Origin of the sequence: uncultured Stenotrophomonas sp., assembly GCF_945952405.1 — a bacterium.
GTDB lineage: Bacteria > Pseudomonadota > Gammaproteobacteria > Xanthomonadales > Xanthomonadaceae > Stenotrophomonas.
Map to the genome: position 1 here is coordinate 179342 of NZ_CAMFIA010000003.1, position 17542 is coordinate 196883.

At 67.9% G+C, this 17542-nt stretch carries 12 protein-coding genes; all 12 read right to left on the reverse strand.

The window, feature by feature from the left end:
* Nucleotides 1–23: 23 nt before the first annotated feature.
* The 12 genes from Q0P60_RS04710 to gspD all read right to left on the reverse strand — a co-directional run bounded on the left by Q0P60_RS04710 (nt 24) and on the right by gspD (nt 17534).
* Nucleotides 24–257 carry a phosphopantetheine-binding protein gene (locus Q0P60_RS04710; RefSeq protein WP_294988947.1) on the reverse strand — a complete coding sequence of 78 codons (234 nt, stop codon included), beginning with the start codon at nt 255–257 and terminating at the stop codon, nt 24–26.
* A 16-nt stretch (nt 258–273) separates the two neighbouring features.
* Complete coding sequence (locus Q0P60_RS04715; RefSeq protein WP_294988950.1) at nt 274–1854, reverse strand: MBOAT family O-acyltransferase; 1581 nt, start codon at nt 1852–1854, stop codon at nt 274–276.
* Between the two features lie 13 nt (nt 1855–1867).
* A complete protein-coding gene (locus Q0P60_RS04720; protein ID WP_294988953.1) occupies nt 1868–2992 on the reverse strand; it encodes a cell division protein FtsQ in 1125 nt (374 codons plus the stop codon).
* Nucleotides 2993–2996: 4 nt separating this feature from the next.
* A complete protein-coding gene (locus tag Q0P60_RS04725; protein ID WP_294988956.1) occupies nt 2997–4025 on the reverse strand; it encodes a twin-arginine translocation pathway signal in 1029 nt (342 codons plus the stop codon).
* Between the two features lie 21 nt (nt 4026–4046).
* The gene (locus Q0P60_RS04730; protein ID WP_294988959.1) at nt 4047–6872 is read right to left on the reverse strand and encodes a hypothetical protein; all 2826 of its coding nucleotides are present in this window, start codon (nt 6870–6872) and stop codon (nt 4047–4049) included.
* A complete protein-coding gene (locus Q0P60_RS04735; RefSeq protein ID WP_294988962.1) occupies nt 6869–9016 on the reverse strand; it encodes a glycosyl transferase family protein in 2148 nt (715 codons plus the stop codon). Before Q0P60_RS04735 ends, Q0P60_RS04730 begins: the two co-directional genes overlap by 4 nt.
* A gap of 6 nt (nt 9017–9022) precedes the next feature.
* Nucleotides 9023–11227, reverse strand: a complete 2205-nt coding sequence (locus Q0P60_RS04740; RefSeq protein WP_294988964.1) for a hypothetical protein — start codon at nt 11225–11227, stop codon at nt 9023–9025.
* 4 nt (nt 11228–11231) lie between these two features.
* Nucleotides 11232–11567: a hypothetical protein gene (locus Q0P60_RS04745; protein WP_294988967.1), complete on the reverse strand. Its 336-nt coding sequence runs from the start codon at nt 11565–11567 to the stop codon at nt 11232–11234.
* A 135-nt stretch (nt 11568–11702) separates the two neighbouring features.
* Nucleotides 11703–12902 carry a nicotinate phosphoribosyltransferase gene (gene pncB, locus Q0P60_RS04750; protein WP_294988970.1) on the reverse strand — a complete coding sequence of 400 codons (1200 nt, stop codon included), beginning with the start codon at nt 12900–12902 and terminating at the stop codon, nt 11703–11705.
* Nucleotides 12903–13033: 131 nt separating this feature from the next.
* On the reverse strand, nt 13034–13873 hold the full coding sequence (locus Q0P60_RS04755) for a glycosyltransferase family 2 protein (protein ID WP_294988973.1): 840 nt from the start codon (nt 13871–13873) through the stop codon (nt 13034–13036).
* Nucleotides 13870–14721: a glycosyltransferase gene (locus Q0P60_RS04760; protein ID WP_294988976.1), complete on the reverse strand. Its 852-nt coding sequence runs from the start codon at nt 14719–14721 to the stop codon at nt 13870–13872. The genes Q0P60_RS04755 and Q0P60_RS04760 overlap by 4 nt, the downstream gene beginning before the upstream one ends.
* Nucleotides 14722–15323: 602 nt before the next feature.
* Complete coding sequence (gspD, locus tag Q0P60_RS04765; protein WP_294988980.1) at nt 15324–17534, reverse strand: type II secretion system secretin GspD; 2211 nt, start codon at nt 17532–17534, stop codon at nt 15324–15326.
* Nucleotides 17535–17542: the final 8 nt, after the last annotated feature.

The following is a 17542-nucleotide window of genomic DNA, read 5'->3' on the forward strand; positions in this document are numbered from 1 at the left end:
CTACCTCCGGCGCCGTTGCGCGGTCAGCGGGAACCGTGTTCGGCCACGTAGTCGGTCAGCACCTGCACCGAATCCACCAGCGTATCGATCTCATCCACCGGCAGGGTCACGCCCAGGCGGTCCTTGACCTCGACCATCAGCTGCACCTTGGACATCGAGTCGAACAGCGACTCGATGTACTCGTCCGGCTGCACGCGCGTGCCGATCACGGCCTCGACGATATCGATCAGCTGGTTCTGGATCGTCTGCTTGTCCATGTTGGTATCCACCTTGTCAGAACTGGAAGTAAAGGAAACGGGTTTCTTTATGCAGGTTGAGCAGGCACAGCGCCAGCAGCACCAGCATCAGCAGCAGCCATGCCAGGTTCGGCTGCCAGCGCATCCACGCGCGCGGTGCCGGGTTGGGCTTGGCCAGCGAAGGCGAGTACACGCCCATGATCTGGTGCGCGTTGGGGGCCAGCCAGACGATGGCCAGCGACACCAGGATGTACAGCAGCTGCAGGTGATGGCCGATCAGCAGGCGCAGGCCGTCGGCCAGCGCCAGGCCCCCCACATGGCCCAGGTTCTCCATGCTTTCCCAGCCGCGCACGCCGAACATGCCCTGCACCAGCTGCCAGGCATCATGCACGCCATCGGCGCGGAAGAATGCCTGTGCCACCAGCACCGCACCGAAGGTCAGCAGCAGGTAGCCGGCATGCTGGAACGGGTTGAGCGTGCGCATCGCCGCCGGCTTGCGGCCGCCGACGAACACGCGCCAGGCGTGGTTGATGGCCAGGTAGGCCGCATGCAGCAGGCCGAAGATCAGGAACTGCAGGCCGGCGCCGTGCCAGATGCCGGCCAGCCCCATCGCCCAGACCGTGGGCAGCACGATCATCGACAGGAAACCGCCGGCGGTGGACACCGCAGCCGGGCCGGTGGCGCGGCCATGGCGGGTGCGCCAGCGGGTCACCGCCATCGCCACCGGGTAGTACAGGTAGGCGGTGATGTAGCGGGTGAGCGTCATGTGCCAGCGCGCCCAGAAGTCGATGATGCTGGTGGCCTTGTACGGCGAGTTGAAGTTCAGCGGGAAGCGGATGCCGAACATCCTGGCCAGGCCCAGCGCCATGTCCGAATAACCGGAGAAATCGAAGTACAGCTGCAGCGCGTAGGTCAGCGCGGTGGCCCACGCGCCCCAGAACTGCACATCACCGGTGGACGCAAACCCCGCATCGGCATACGGCGCCAGGGTGTCGGCCAGCAGCACCTTCTTGGCCAGGCCGATGACGAACAGCATGCCGCCGATGGAGAGGTTCTCGGCCTGGAAGCGGTAGGTTTCGCGCTTGCTGAACTGCGGCATCATCTCCTTGTGATGCAGGATCGGGCCGGCGATCAGGTGCGGGAAGAAGGTCACGAACAGCACGTAGCTGAGTGGGCTGCGGTCGTTGACCACGCCGGCACGGCAATCCAGCAGGTAGCCGATCTGGGTGAAGGTGAAGAAGGAGATGCCCAGGGGCAGGATCAGCGTGTCCATCGGGCCGACGTTGAAGCCCATGTCGTGGACGAAGTTCACCATCGCCGCGAAGTACTTGTAGTGCACCAGCAGCAGGATGTCGGCGGCCACGCCGAAGGCGGTGGCCAGCAGCTGCAGCTTCGGCCGCTTGGCCAGTGACAGGATGACCAGGCTGACCAGGTAGTTGAAGAGGATCGATCCAGCCAGCAGGATCACGAACTGCGGGTTCCACCACCCGTAGAACACGATCGATGCCACGCACAGCCACAGTGCGGCCAGCCGCGGCTGCAGCGCGCCCAGCAGGTAGTGGACGCCCAGCGCGATCGGCAGGAACACCAGCAGGAACAGGAATGAGTTGAAAAGCATGGTCGGTCGGCGCTCAGTCGATACCGGCCAGTGCCTTCTGCTCGCCTTCGGTCAGCGGCAGGGACAGGGCCATTTCGGAGAATTCCCAGATCACCAGTTTCAGGGTCGGTGGCCACGTCGCCTGCTGCGGCAATGCCGTCAGCAGCGCGCCGGAGAACTGGCCACCATCCATGCTCTGGTTCCACACCTCGCGCCCCAGGCCATGGCCCAGGCGTTCGGCAAACAGGCTGCGCCTGCCGTTGGAACTGCCCAGCAGCAGCACCTCCACCGGCGGCGTGTCGTCCAGCAGGCCACCGCTGCGGACCGGGGCGATCACCTGCTCCGGTTCCAGGTCCAGTGCGGGCCGCCAGGCCGGCGGTGCATGTTCCAGCCCGGCCAGCACGATCAGGTCGCCCATGCGCGGCTTCGGCACGCCCAGCGGGCCGACATCGAATGCCTGGCCGCCCTGCCCGCCCAGCAGCGGCAGCGCTGCGGCGGCAACCGCGTCGGCGGCGCGCTGCGCACCGATCCGGTTCATGTGCACGTCGGTACGGAAGAACACCGGCGCATCCTGCCCGGCCAGCACCGGCAGCAGGTCCACGCTGGGCACCCTGGCCGCGGCCAGTGCCTGCTGCCACTGCCCGTAACGGGCACGCATCGGCTCGGAGTAGCGCAGGCCACAGGTATGCGCCTGCTCGATGCGCGACTTGTCCGGCACCACCGCCACCAGCAGCTGCACGCCCTTGGCCTGCAGCTGCCGCGACCAGTGCTGCATCAGCCGGATGCGATCGGCGAGCACCTGCGCACCGGCACCGGGCTGCGGGCGCAGGCCATCGCGGTAGAACAGCCAGTCCGGGCAGCCCAGCGCCACCTGCTCACCGGTATCCCCCAGCAGCCGGTAGCGCAGGGCGGCGCCGACCAGATCACCTTCGTTCTGGATCGGCAGGCGCAGCGCCTGGTTGATCGCCTGGCCGGCCTCGCCGTCGGCCCACTTGGACGGCAGCAGTTTTTCAGCCGGCAAGCGGGCATTGGCCAGCATCCAGCCGCCGGCGCAGGCGCCGATCAGCAGCAAGGCCGACACCACCACGGCGGTCAGCCGATGGGCGCGTGCAGGGGCAGCAGGTGGCAGGGGCGCAGGCGCCCCGGGACGGGCATTCATCGGTTTACTGTCCCAGTGCCTTGTGCAGGCGCGCCTTCCACTGCTCGGCGCTCATGATCGAAGCGTTGTCCCACTGGCCACGTGCATCCGGGCCCTGCGGGTAGGACGGTTCGAACATCTGCCAGACCAGCACCTGCGGCTTGTTCTGCTTGAACTCGGCCGATTCCAGGTACTCCAGCAGCATCACCCAGTGGCCGACGTTGCCGGGCTTCCAGTTCACCGATACCGGCCGGTCGATCAGGTTGGACAGCTTCTGCGGGAAACCGAAGTACGGCTGCACCATGCTGTGCCCGGTCACGTGCACCGGTGCCGGCGCATCGTCCAGCAGCGACTGCTGCTCGGCCTGGCGGCGCACGGTGAAGGTATCGCGACCGATCACCTTGCGCTGCTCGTCGGTGAGGAACAGTTCGGCCAGGTCACCGAAGCGGCGCTCCTTGATCTCGCTGCCCAGTGCCAGGCCGGTACCGGCCTGGCCGGCCAGGGTCGGCACCTGCTCCTTGATGCGGGCGGCAACCGCAACCGCAACCGCATCGGCCGCCGGCTGCGTCCAGTGCTGATCGCTGCGGTAGAACACGTCCTGGCCGGCCTGCTTGACCTGGCGCATCGCCTGCAGCGCATCGACCGCCGGCACTTGTGCCTTGGTCAGGCCATCCAGCTCCAGCGCGTAACGGCCACGCACCGGATCGCCCAGGCGCTTGCCCTCGGGCAGCTTGTCTTCATAGAACAGCGCCTTGTCCGGCAGTACCAGCACCTGCAGCTTCACCCCGGCCGCGGCCAGCGCACGCTGGGCTTCGGCGATCAGTGCGGTATTGCGGGCGACCGCGGCAGTGTCCACCTCGGTCAGGCTGCCCCAGGCCGGGAACAGCCAGCCGTCCTTGCCGGTCAGCACGATCGACGAATCCTGGTTGGCCGCCGCGACCGGCGCGGCCGGAGCCTGCGCCTGCAGCGGGCCGGCCACGGCAAGCGCAGCCAGTGCGGCCAGCAGCAGCGCGCGCGGGCGCAGCCTCGGGGTTGAAACGGAAACGAGCTTCATCGGCAGTTCCTTCTTGCGGAGTCAGTAGTACAGGGTGGCGGTGGCGAACAGGCCCTTGGCCCGCTGGGTATCGCCCCCACCGATGGCAAAGCGGTACGACACCGACAGGTCCAGGTAGGACCGCGCCGCGTTGTAGTGGTCTTCGCGGAACCAGTAGCGCAGGCCGACGCCGGGGCCGGCGCCGAGCGACCAGCTGCGCTGGGTATCGGACAGCGCGAACGACTGCGTGCCGATGCCGGGATAGTCGATGCCACGCACCCGCGAGCGCTGGTCCTGCCAGTCCGCGCCCAGCACCAGGTACGGGGTCAGCAGCCAGCGGGTCTGGTCGGCACCGAAGCGGTAGTTGCGGCCGGCCCGCAGCTCGGCCGCGGCGAAGGCCTGCTGGCGGCGCAGGCGGCCGTTGGATTCGCTCACCCGCTGGCCCGGGTTGCCGTTGGCATCCAGCGCATCGATGGTGAAGTGGGCGCGGTTGTCATCCCAGCTCAGGCCGGCCTGGGCATAGCCACTGACCGTCCACCACTGGGTGACGTCGGTGCGTACGCCGGTGCCCTTGTAGAAGCCGTAGGTGGCGTAGGTCATCCAGCCGCCAGCACTGTCGTTCAAGCGGTAGCGGGCCAGCAGGTTGGCCTGCAGCGGGCGCTCGGACTCGATCTGGATCTGGCAGCGCATCGCCGCCGAATCGGCGTAGATGCCGCCACGGCGGGTCGCGCTGCCCAGGAACTGGCGGCGCTCGAGGCCGACGCTGAGGCCGGTCTGGCCGAACGCATAGCGCACGCCGAACGAACCGATGGTGGACGGCCAGCCCGCGATCGAACGCGATCGGCTGAGGCGCTCCGCGCGTTCACGGGTATCCGGCGTCTCCACCCCGGTGCATGGGTCGACGAACAACAACGACTCGAAGGTGCCGCCCGCGTCATACAGCGTATTGGAGAGGCGCGCGTAGGCTTCCAGCGTACCGTGCTGGTTGTTGGTCACCTGCGGACGCCAGAACGCTTCCAGCGTGCCGAACACCGACGCGCCAGGCGTGCTGGTCGATGCACCGCCGAGGTTGGTCGCGGCCTGGCGCGAGCCTCGATAACCGGCTGCTGCGGTCATGCCCCAGGTCCGCGAGTAATTGGCGATGGCACTGCGCGTGTTGTAGCGCTGCGTCTTGTCCAGCGGCAGCTGCCCGGCATCGGCGGCATCGATCGCACCGCGCAGCAGGGTCACAGCCTGGCTGTGATCGCCAGTGGCGGCGCTGGCATAGGCCTGGTCCATCACCACGGTCTTGGGCGCCTTGCCGGTCGCCTCGGCGGCACGGAAGTCGGCCAGCGCCAGCGCCGGCTCACGTGCGGCCTGGTTGAGGTAGCCGCGCTGCATCAGCAGGCCGGCATCGTCGGGGTGCGCGGCCAGCGCGGTATCCAGGCGCTGCCGCGCCTCGGCCTGCTGGCTGCGGTTGCCGGCGGCCAGGGTGGTGGTCAGCAGGCCCTGCAGCGGCACGCTGTCCGGCGTTTCCTGCACTGCCTGCCGGGCTTCGATGATGGCCTGCTGGTAGTCCTGCCGTCCGTAGGCCGCATAGGCGCGCTGGGACGCACCGCCATCCCCCTGCAGGTCGGCCGGCATCACCTCGCACTGGGTGCCATACGGGGTATCGCGGCACTGCTGGAACGGCGCCGGGTACGACTGCAGGGTCAGGGTCTGGCCGGCACGCGCGGTACGGATCGCCTTGGCCCGCTCGGCCACCGCCTGGCGGATGCCCTGCCGGGCCTTTTCGTCCTCGTCGGCCAGCGTGTCGGCCTGCAGCGGTGCCAGCAGCGTGCTGGCACGCTCGCGGTCACCGGCCGCCACCGCCGCATCCACCGCCAGCAGGCGCACGTTGCGCTGCTGCTGGCCATCCAGCCAGTCCTGCTTCAGCGCGGCATCGAAATCGGCATTGGCCTGCGCGGTTTCGCCCTGGCGCTGGCGCAGGTAGGCGCGCATCACCAGTGCAACGGTGTCGTCCTGGTCGTTGTCCAGGGCATCGTCGGCAGTCTGCTCGGCGGCAGCCAGCTGCCCGTCCAGCAGCTGCGCGGTCATCAGCAGCAGGCGGTGCGAGGCCACACCGGGCGCACGCGCAACGGCCTCGCGGGCGAAGCCGGTGGCCGCAGCGAAATCCTGCGCGATCAGCGCCTGGTAGCCATCCTGCGCTGGCTTCACCGCACGCTGGCGCCCCAGCGCCACGCGCTTGGCGCGCAGATCGGCAACGTTGGGCGCGCCCAGCTGCAACGCGGTCGCCGCAGCGGCGTCGGCCTGCTCCAGCTGCTGCTGCGCTTCCAGCGAGGCCACCCACAGGATCGCCCACGCGCCCTGCTGTGGCTGCCGGCGGAAGGCCTGCTCGGCCTTGCTGGCGGCCACCGCCATCTGATCGTTGTTGTAGGCGGTGTAGGCCTCGGTGGCGAGTTCGAACGCCTGCTGATACGCACGTTCGGCCGGGGTCTGGCGCGCGGCGGGGACAGCGCGGCCGCCCGCGCCGGCAGTGCCGCCGCGACCGGCCGCCGGGGCACTGGCCAGGCCGTCCAGCGCCGGGTCCTTCAGGCCAGCGTTCAGGGCATTGCGCGCCTGCTGGCGTGCCTCGTCGGCGCGACCGAGTTTCTGCAGGGCGTAGATCTGCAGCAGGCGCAGGCGCACCACATCCGGGCGCAGGCGCGAGGCTTCGCTGGCCTGCCGGTAGGCGGCGCTGTAGTCGCCGCGCTCGTAGGCGGCAAAAGCCTGCTCGGCCAGGCGGTAGGCCGGCCCGGACAACGGCAGCGGCGCGTCCGCCTGCGCGTAGGCCGGCGCAGCGGTGGCCAGGGCCACGGCAATGACGGTGGAGAGCAGCGTGGTCTTCATGCCGTTACGACTCCGGGAGGCGGTGACTGCAGCAACGCCGCACGACGGCGCTGCTCTTCCATGGCCTGGGCAACGGCCTCTTCGGTGGCGATGCCCTTGGTCACCAGGTAATCGCCGATGCGGCCATCACGCTGCGGCTTGTATTCGTCCAGCGCGATCTCGAAACGGGCATGGTCGATCAGGCGCATTTCCACCAGCAGGTCGCCGAGCAGCGGCACGGTATCGATGCGCCACTGTTCGGCACCGCCGATCATGCGCAGGCCGGCGTTGATCTCGCTTTCGCGGGCCACGCTCTGTTCAACGTGGGCGCTGCCGGTTTCCTGCTTGAGCAGGGCCAGCGCAGCCTCGGACAGTGGATTGGCCACTGCCAGGCGCAGGGTGTCGTCCTGCAGCCGCGGCAACGGCAGCATGCGCCACTGCACGCAGGCATCAACGCTGACCGGGAACTCGCCCCGGGTCAGGTAATCGACATCGATCACCGCACGCTGCAGGTCACCCTGGAAGGCGATCGCCTCGGCCAGGGTTTCATCATCCAGCCAGCCCTGCGACAGCAGGATGCGGCCCAATGGCTGCTTGCGCCCGCCCTGCTGCTGCAGCAGCGCCTGCTCCAGGCGTTCGGGCTCGACCGCCTGCCAGGTGGTCAGCAGTTCGCCCAGCCGCTTGCGGGTCTGCACCAGCGCCGAGGCATCGGGGAAGTCGTGCATGGTCTTGTCCCAGACCATGCGCTTGCCGAACAGCAGGTAGGCCAGGAACATCTTCCACGCCCGCGCGGTGGCCATGAAGTTGACCATGTTGCCGACCACCATGCGCGGGATCGACATCAACGCGTGTTCCCAGCCGTACAGCCGGTTGACGAAGTAGAAACGCTGCGCCACGCGCGTGGCCAGCGCTGCGGTGGTCAGCAGTGCGATGTTCATCTGCCAGGTCCCGGCCTGGAACACGCTCGGGTACTGCAGGGTCCATACCCCGGTCACCTTCAGCACCCAGAACAGCAGCAGCTGCAGGAAGATGACATAGGCGATGATGCTGACGAAGGAGGTGATGATGCCCTTGCGGTCGCGCGCCAGCAGGTACTTGGTCGCCAGCGAACCGCGCCAGCCCAGTGTTTCCCAGCTCTGCAGGCCGATGCCCAGCACCCAGCGCGCCTTCTGCCGGTAGGACGCGCGGAAGTTGTCGGGGAAGTACTCGCGCACGCACAGCGCCATCTGCTGGGTGCGTTCGCGCACCGGCCCCCAGCCAAACCACGACGGCCGCCGCACCAGGAACTGCACCGGGAAGCGGGCGAAGATCGAATGCATGCCCATCGCCGCCAGGCGCGCACCGACGTCGTAGTCCTCGGTGAGGCTGTCGGTGTTGAACGGCTGGTTGTCGGTCTGCTCGCTCAGCGCCAGCAGCGCGCGCCGCGAGAAACAGGTGCCGACACCGGCCGAAGGCACCATGCCGGACACGCTTTCGCGCACCACCAGGTCCTTGGCGTGCCATTCGGCGAACTCGTCCATGTAGACGCCGGCCACCAGCTCGTACCACTCGCGGTCCAGCGAGGTCACCGGCAACTGGATCATGTCCTTGCGCGGCAGCAGGTAGTTGAAGAAACGCAGCTCCATCGGGTGCAGCACGTCTTCGCTGTCATGCAGGATGACGCCAGCGAATTCGATGTCGTGGCGCTTCTCGTAGTCGAAGATCGACAGGATCAGCCAGTTCAGGCAGTCGGCCTTGCTGGTCGGGCCATCGTGCGGCACTTCCACCCGGCGCAGCCGCTTGTAGCGGCGGCGCATGCGCTCGACTTCGTCGATGGTCTGCTGGTCGTTGGGATAGGTGCCGACGAACACCACGTACTCGCGGTAGTCCAGAACATCGATCATGTTCTCGACCATCTGCGCGATGACGTCGTACTCCATCCATGCCGGCACCATGATCGCCAGCGGCTGCTCGGGCCGCTGCAGCAGGTCCTGCTGGGTCAGCGGCTTGTACTCGCGGCGCTTCTTGACGGTCAGCGTGCGCCAGGTTTCGCGGACCCAGTACCAGACGTCGATGAACAGGTCATCGAGGCTGGAGATCAGGATCAGCACGGCGACTGCCGCCGCCACTGTTTCCAGGGCGGCGTAGTAGTTGGCCAGCTGGATGTTCCAGAACAGACCGTCCACGACGGATCAGTGCCCGGTGCTGGCGGACTTGCGGCGGCGGCGGACCTGGGTGATACGGGCGGCCAGCAGGGCGAACACCACCACGCCAACGGCAAGCAGCAGCCACACCATGTGCTTTTCCCAGCCCGACTGCGGATTGCCCTCTTCGGCGATGCGCGAACCATAGGGATCCTGGCTGTCGAAATCGCGCACGACGTCGCTGCCATCGATCACTGCCAGGTCGCCGCGCAGCAGGCGGAACGGTGCGCCCAGCACCGGCCCCTGGCCGCCCAGGTCGCTGTACAGCACGCCGGTCTGGCCGCCGGCCGATGCCACCTGCACGGCAGCGGCATGTTCCAGCCCGGTCAGGTCCAGCAGCGGTTGCGGCTTGCCGGCAATCACCAGCTGGCCATCCTTCAGCCCGGCCAGGGTCACACCCGACGGCGCCACGCCAAAGGCCAGGTAGGGCTTGCCCGGGCTGATCGCCGCGCCGGCATCGACCACCTTCAGCTCGGCAGCTTCCGGCGACGCACCGACGGCACTGGCGATGGCGATCACCTTGGCCAGCGACAGCGGGGCATCCTGCAGCCAGCTGCCCGGCACGAACACTTCATTGGCGCGCGACAGCAGGCTGGCGGCACCGATGAAATCCGCGCCCAGGGTGCGCTTGGCCAGCTTGATATGGCTGCTCGGCAGGATCGACACCGGGAACGCGGTGGCCGGATCGTGGCAGTACGGGCGTGCCGGCTGGCGCAGGAAACTGACACGCACCTCATTGCGGGCCGACAGCGCATAGGCCGGCACCTTGGCCACCAGGCGCTGCGGCTTGCCGTTGGCCGACAGCACCCGCGCACCCAGCAGGTAATCATTGAAGAAGATCGTGGCCACCGCGCCCTGCCCGCCCGCATTCGGCGCGGCGGACACGTCGATCACCACTTCCTCGGGCAGGCGGCCGTCGGCCGACAGCGCGCCCAGTTCAAAGGTGGCACTGCGGTCACCGCGGGTGACGATGTCCTGGGTACCGGCGATGTTGCCCAGGCGGCTGAGCAGCACCAGGTCACCCTGCATGGCGGGCGCGCCGGCCTGGTCCACCTTCAGCGAACGTCCCAGCGCATACGCGCGCCACTGTTCGGACAGCAGCCCGGCCACCTTGCCACCGGCGGCCGGGTCGACCACCAGCGCCGGCCGACCGGCCACCGCGGCCACGCTCACCGATGCATTGGCGGCCGGCTTTTCCAGCGCGGCCATGTCGGCGGCGCGCCACGCACTGAACGCGCTGGCAGCATCGGCGCCACTGGCCCCCACCTGCACGGCCAGGGCGTCCAGCGCCGCGCGTACAGCACTGCGCAGTGCCTCGCTGCCGATCATCACGTCGGCGGCCAGCGGTCCGCTGTCGCGCAGCGACAGCAGCGCACCGACCTCGGCCAGATCCTTGATCGCGTGCGCGCGCTCCGCTCCGGCCAGCGCCGCATAGGCGGGCACCCCGAGCAGGCTGGCGGGAATGCTGATGCCGGTCAGGTCGACGCTGTCGCCGACCTTGGGCAGTGCCACCACGTCCACCTGCTTGCCACCGGTCTGCAGCGCGGCACCGATGCGCCAGGCCGCGTCGTACGACGGCGCCTGCAACGACTTGCCATCGACCAGCAGGCGCACGCGCGGCGGCAATGCGCCCCAGGCCTTGGCCACGGTGTCCACGGCGCGGCCATCGAAGCGATAGCTGAAACGCGAATCGGGCGACAGCCGCAGCACGTTGGCCGGTGCGCTCTGGTCAGCGCAACGGTAATCGGAAACGATCGACCACCAGCCCACGCCCACGCGGACGAAGCCGTTGTCGCGCGGTTCGCCGTCGATCGCCAGCAGCTGGCTGGCATCGCCCTGTGCATCGGTGATCGAGCGCGCGGCGATTGGATCGCCATCCACCGACCACAGGCCGGAGGTGCGGCCGGTGTGGCCACGCACATAGCGGCCATCCAGCTGCAGCTGCGCGTCGCGGGTGGGTACGCCCACCGGCACCGGCAGGTAGATCTCGCGCTGGCTCTCCTGCCCGCTGAGCACCAGCGGCTGGCGGAAGCCGAGCTGACGCAGGGTCATCTGCCGGGTGACGGTGCTGTCGCCGGTCCACTCGGCGAACTGGCCTGCCGCGTTGTCGGCGGCATGGGCGATGACGGCGGTGCTGGCCAGGGCCAGGGCGGTGGAAACCAGGAGGAAGGTACGTCGGCCGGTCTGGGTCATGGCGTCACTTCGAGAAGAGGAGAAAGGGCACGGCCGGCGCGGCGACCGCCGGGACTGGATTCGGCAGCGGCCGGCCGCACGGGTCGGTCCCGACAGGGCCGACCGGAATGCGCGATGGAAAGATTGACGCCAGGCCATTGCGCATCTGGCGGGAAGCGATGGCATCGGGGGTGCGGCCGGCGAAGACCGCGGCCAGCAACGCCACCCGGTCCGGCATCGCCCGATGCTGGACCGCGGTGCAGACGATCGATTCAATTCGCGGCGCCTCACCCAGCGCCTTCAGCAGCGGTCCCCTCCCGAGTGCTTCAGGACAGGTACCGGACACGGATAGAACCTTCACCGCAGAACTCCCTCAAGGCCTGCTAAACATCCTGTCGCCAGATCGTAAGCGATTCTGTGAAGTTCGGCCATATAAATGTGATGCGCATCACAAACTAGCGCAGTAAGCATTCGATCACACAAGTGACGCAAAGTGTCACTTTGTGACGGCAGGCTTCTCCTCGGGCGGCAACTCGAAGACCTGGCGCAGATAGGCCAGGTAACCGGGGTCGTCGCACATGCTCTTGCCCGGCGAATCGCTGAGCTTGGCCACCGGCTGGCCGTTGCAGCGGACCATCTTGATGACGATGTTGAGCGGTGTCGGGCCGAGGTCGTTGGTCAGGTGGGTGCCAACGCCGAACGCAACCTGGCAACGACCGCGGAAATAGTCGTACAGACGCATCACCTTGGCGATGTCGAGACCATCACTGAACACCAGCACCTTGCTGCGCGGATCGACACGACGCTGCTGGAAGTGCGCGAGCATGCGATCGCCCCAATCGAACGGGTCGCCGGAATCATGGCGCACACCGTCGAACAGCTTGCAGAAGTACATGTCGAAGTCGCGCAGGAACGCGTCCAGCCCGACCACATCGGACAGCGCGATGCCGAGGTCGCCGCGGTACTCGCGCGCCCACGAATCCAGTGCCGCCACCTGCGAATCACGCAGGCGCGGACCCAGCGCCTGGAACGCCTGCAGGTACTCGTGCGCCATCGTGCCGTGCGGGGTCATACCGTACAGGCGCGCGAAGTGCACGTTGCTGGTGCCGACCAGTTGCGGGCCGAGCGCATCGCGCAGCAGCGGCAACAGGCGCGCATGCCAGTCGCGCGAATAACGGCGGCGGCTGCCATAGTCGGCGATGCGGCACTGCTCGAAACCCGGCGTGTCGCGCAGCAGCGCGGCCTTGGCCTGCAGCCGGCGCTCGCCTTCGGCGAAATCCGCCGTGGTGGTATTGCGGAACCACACCTCGTTGATGATCGCCAGCAGCGGCACTTCAAACAGGATGGTGTGCAGCCACGGGCCGGTGATGTCCAGTTCGATCTCGCCGGGCACGGTCTTCGACGCACGCAGCTGGATGTATTTGCGATCGAGATGGAACAGGCCGAGGAAATCGGCGAAGTCCGGCTTCACGAAGCGCAGACCACGCATGTAGTCCAGTTCCGCGTCACTGAAGCGCAGGCTGCACAGGTGGTCGATCTCTTCGTCGATCTGGTCGATGTAACGCGCCAGTTCGATGCCGGGGGTACGGCACTTGAACCGGTACTGCACCTGGGCGCCGGGGTGCTGGTGCAGCACCGCCTGCATCATGGTGAATTTGTACAGGTCGGTATCGAGCAGGGACTGGATGATAGGCATGGCGGAGATTATGCGCCCGGCCAGGTGAACAGGGGAGCGCGACGCGCACCTGGCATGCAGTAGATCCACGCCATGCGTGGATGCCTTGCCGCAACGCCGAGCATCGGCTCGGCGCTACAGAATGCAGATCTCTACAACGACCTGCGCAGCAACCTGGGCACCAGCATCAGCGCATGCGCCCAGATCGCGCCCCACACCGCAGCACGCACCGGAAGCGAACGCTGCTTCGCCTCGAACTTCTGGAAGTAGCGCCACAGGCCCTTGTGCTTGTGCCATTCCACGAAGAAGGGCCGCGAGCGGCTGGAGACGCCGCGCACGTGGGTCACCTGCAGGTCATTGGCGATCGCCACCACCGCGCCGGCCTCGCGCGCACGCCGGCACAGGTCCAGGTCCTCGGCATGCAGGCGGTAACCGGCGTCCCAGCCGCCGATACGGTCGAACAGTGCGCGCGGCATCATCAGCAGCGCACCGGACAGCGCCGGCACCTGCTGCAGGGCCTGGTGCGGATCACGCGGCACCGCCAGCTTCGACCCCTTGCCGGGCGAACGCAGCATCAACAGGAAATCAGGATCGCGGCGGCGCACGGCTTCGTCGGCGTGGCCATGCTCGTCCAGCTGCTCCACGCCCAGCAGGCAGTCGCCCAGCGCCTCGGCGCGGCGCCGAAGTTCGGCCAGCGTATCCGGCTCGACCATCAGGTCCGGGTTGATGAAGGCCAGCCAGGGGCTGTTCGAATCCGCCACGCCCTGGTTGTTGGCGGCGGCAAAGCCGGGGTTGTCCGGATTGCCGACGAAGCGCACGCGCGGATCATGGCTGGCATGCCGCTGCACGATGTCCAGCGTGCCATCCATCGAACCGTTGTCGATCACCCTGATCTCGGCCACGTCCTGTGCCTGGCGCAGGCGCGACAGGCAGGCGTCGATGGTGCTGCCACTCTGGTAGGTGACGACGATGGCGGCAATGGCAACATTCAAACGGGTGGCTCCGGCGCGGACGGGACGAACAGGTCACCCTGCTCGCGCGGCATTATCGCCTGCCGCATGCGTTGCTGCAGATCGGCACGCAGCCCATGCAGCGGATCATGCATGAGGAAGTCCGCCAGCCGCGGCACCCAGGCCGGCCAGCGCGCGGCCAGGGCCTCCAGGTCACCGTCGCGGCTGACCGCTTCCCCGTCGCGGCTGACGAAGGCGGTCTCGCACAGCACGTTGCGCCACCCCAGTCCGGCCATGCGCAGGCTGAGGTCGACCAGCGCCGCGTTCCAGCCGGCATAGCTGTCCACGTCCAGGCCTCCGGCACGACGACGCGCATTGCCCCGTACCAGCACCGCATGGGTCACCGCCGAAGGCAGCTCCGGATGCAGCGCCGGCAGGCCTGCGCAGGTATGTGCCAGCAGGTGCGGATCTTCAGGTTCGGGGTTGATCTCGCCCAACCGGGGCCACGCGGCCGTCTCGCCGGCGTTGCACCATGGGGTGGCCGTCGCGATGGCGGCATCGCGGGCGAAGGCATCCTGCAACTGCTGCAGCCAGCCCGGCGCCGGCACGCTGTCCGGGGCCAACACGGCCACATCGAGGCCATCGCAGGCGCGCAGCATTTCATCGAGGTGCGCCACTTCACCCAGCGGCCGTGCGCGCCGGGTGTACTCGGCCTGCAATGGCGTATGCGCCAACCAGTGTTCCACCACCGCCTGCGCACGTGGTCCGGTCTGCGCATCATCGGCCAGCCAGACCGAGGTTCCCGGTGCGGTACCGGCATCCAGCGCAGCCAGGCAGCGGTCGAGTGCAGCGTCGTCCACGCACAGCGGCAACAACACGATCGCCCCCATCCCGCCTCCGTGGTTGTCGGTGGCCACAGCGTAGCACCGGGAAGGTATCGGCCGGGTTGCAGCCGGCACCTGCTTCAGGCCAAGGCAACAGCAACAGCCGAAGCAAAGGCGGGCTTCTTGGAGTTGGCGAGGTGGGTCCGGTTGCGGAGGACGCCGTAAGTACGTCGCTGTAGGCTCGGTCGCGCCATCCATGGCGCTCACGCCCCCGCAACCGGACCCACCCCGCCTTCGACAGAGTTCTGCGACCTGTCGGGCCTTGCTTTCTGTAGAGCCGAGCCATGCTCGGCTCAGATCTCACAGATACAGAAATATTCGATTTCGATGAAGAGTCATCCACGCATGGCGTGGATCTACGTGTCGATCAAGGTCGACACCTACCAACAGCCGCGGGAATCTGTCAGAGGCGGGGCGGTGTGGGTTGGCAGGACCGTTGGCGCCATGGATGGCGCCATCGAGCCCCCAGGGACGGGTTTACGGCGTGTCCTGACAACCCACACCGCCCTGCCCTCCCTCAGCAAACCCGCTGTTGCTGTTGCTGTTGCTGTTGCTGTTGCTCCAGCTCCAGCCTCTGCGGGGGCCGGGTGCCGCCCGGCCGTAACCCCTTACTTCTTCGCGCGCGGCTGGTTCAGCGGCTCCATGGCGCGGAAGCGCTTGCTGTATTCGTCGGTCAGGTTGCGTGCCTCCTGGCCGTTGCGGACGATGCTCGGGGTCAACAGCACGATCACTTCCGAACGCCGGCTGTTGCGGGTCTTCTGCCCGAACAGGGCACCGACCACCGGAATCCGGCTCAGCCCGGGAATGCCGGCGCTGCCATCGGTCGCCGTGTCGGTGATCAGGCCCGCCAGCATGATGGTATCGCCGCTCTGCACTGCCGCTTCGGTCGACAGCTTCTTGGTGGAGATGCGCGGGTTGCAGTTGCGCTCGGACGGGTTGCAGTTCTCCGGCACCTCGGAGGCGCTGCTGACTTCCTGCACGATGTCGAGGAACACCGTGCCGTCACGGGTCACGCGCGGGCGCACCTTCAGGATCACGCCGGTGTCGATGTACTGCACCGAGCTGTAGCTGCTGGTACCGATGCCGGTGTTCACCGTGGTGGTGTTGATCGGCACCTTGTCGCCCACGTTGAGCGTGGCTTCGGCATTGTTGCGCACGAACACCGAAGGGGTCTGCAGCAGGCGTACATCGGTGACCTTGTCCAGCGCGCTCACCACGGCCGCGCCGCTGTGGCCGGTGAATGCCCAGCCCAGCCCCTCGCCACCGGTTGCGGCACCGGCGAAGCTGCTCCAGGAACCACCGGCAGCAGCGGGCAGGGTCACGCCGCCCAGGGCGCCGGTCAGCTTCTGGCCGAGCACCGCGTTGTCGAAGAACCAGTTGACGCCGTACTTGAGATCGCCGGTCAGGGAAACCTCGGCCACCTGGGCTTCGATGTGCACCTGCAGCGGCATCACGTCCAGCTTCTCGATCACTTCTCGGATCGAGCGCCAGGCCTGCGGGGTCGAACGCACCAGCAGGGTGTTGGTCTCCTCCACCGCCGACACGCCGACGCGGTCGCCTTCCACTTCCAGGCTGACGCTGACGTTGCCGGACTGGCGCTGCGGCAGGTTCATGCTGCCACCGCTGCTGCCACTGGAGCTGCTGCCCGGCGTGCCGCCGAAGCTGCTGCTGTTGTTGCTGCTGTTGTTGTCCATGCCACGGTCGCCGTCGCTGCCCAGCTGCGACGGAATCGCGCCGGGTGCCAGCGAGGCCGGGCTCGAGCCGCCGCGGTTGCCGCTGCTGGCGAAGGCTTCGCTGAGGCGCTCGGCCAGGTCGCGTGCCTTGATGTAGCGCAGCTCGTAGGAGAACAGCCGGGCACTGCCGCCGGCGGTGTCGATGCGGTCCAGCCACTGCTGGATCTGGTCCAGGTAGCGCACCTGCGGGGTGATCACCAGCACGGCGTTGGCGTTCTCCAGCGGCAGGAAGCGGAACATGCCGGCGCTGGGGGTCTTGCTCTCCTCGCCGAACACCTTTTCCAGGTCGGCGGCGACCTGCTCGGCCTTGCCCGACTGGATCGGGAAGACGCCCACCGACATGCCCGACAGCCAGTCGACGTCGAAGATCTCGACGGTGCGCATGTAGTTTTCCAGCTCGGCGCGGGTGCCGCCGAGGGTGATCACGTTGCGCCCGCTGTCGACATTGACGATGGCATTGGGCCGCGCATACGGCTCCAGCACCTTCTTCATCTCGGTGGCGGAGATGAACTGCAGCGGGATCACCCGCACTTCGAAACCGCGCGCGCTGGCGGCCGGTGCCGTGCTCGGCGCCACGGTGCCGGCCAGGGCCTGGTCGGCGGCGACGATGTTGTAGCGACCGCCGCTGTAAACCATGCGGGCGTTGTTCCAGCCCAGCACCATTTCCAGCAGGTTCAAGGCCTGTGCCGGCGACACCGGCTTGGGCGTGGCCAGAGTGACAGTGCCCTGCACCCCCGGTGCGATCACGTAGTTCTGGCCCAGCATGTCACCGAGGATCGCCTTGACCACGGCGTGCACCGACTCGCCCTCGAAGTTGAAGGTTGCCTCGCCGGTGCTGGCGCCATGCAGTGCCGGTGCCGGCGCACGCGCGGCTTCGCGGTTGATCATGGTGCCGGTGCCGCGGCGGATCACCGCCTGCGGCGCCCCCTGCGCATCACGCGCGGCATCGGCCGCCACCTCCGCCGCCTGTCCGGCGTCTGTGCTGGCTGCCGGGTTGCCGTTGCGCTGCACATGCGGTGCGGACACGGTGCTGCAGCCCACCAGCAGGGCAAGGGCAAAGGACCAGGGAAGAAAACGCAGGCTCATGCATTCAC

What these genes read in the sequence shown, in the direction of transcription:
- Q0P60_RS04760 (WP_294988976.1), bottom strand. Translation starts at nt 14,721, where the DNA reads ATGGGGGCGATCGTGTTGTTGCCGCTGTGCGTGGACGACGCTGCACTC.
- Q0P60_RS04715 (WP_294988950.1), bottom strand. Translation starts at nt 1,854, where the DNA reads ATGCTTTTCAACTCATTCCTGTTCCTGCTGGTGTTCCTGCCGATCGCG.
- gspD (WP_294988980.1), bottom strand. Translation starts at nt 17,534, where the DNA reads ATGAGCCTGCGTTTTCTTCCCTGGTCCTTTGCCCTTGCCCTGCTGGTG.
- Q0P60_RS04725 (WP_294988956.1), bottom strand. Translation starts at nt 4,025, where the DNA reads ATGAAGCTCGTTTCCGTTTCAACCCCGAGGCTGCGCCCGCGCGCGCTG.
- Q0P60_RS04740 (WP_294988964.1), bottom strand. Translation starts at nt 11,227, where the DNA reads ATGACCCAGACCGGCCGACGTACCTTCCTCCTGGTTTCCACCGCCCTG.
- Q0P60_RS04720 (WP_294988953.1), bottom strand. Translation starts at nt 2,992, where the DNA reads ATGAATGCCCGTCCCGGGGCGCCTGCGCCCCTGCCACCTGCTGCCCCT.
- pncB (WP_294988970.1), bottom strand. Translation starts at nt 12,902, where the DNA reads ATGCCTATCATCCAGTCCCTGCTCGATACCGACCTGTACAAATTCACC.
- Q0P60_RS04710 (WP_294988947.1), bottom strand. Translation starts at nt 257, where the DNA reads ATGGACAAGCAGACGATCCAGAACCAGCTGATCGATATCGTCGAGGCC.
- Q0P60_RS04730 (WP_294988959.1), bottom strand. Translation starts at nt 6,872, where the DNA reads ATGAAGACCACGCTGCTCTCCACCGTCATTGCCGTGGCCCTGGCCACC.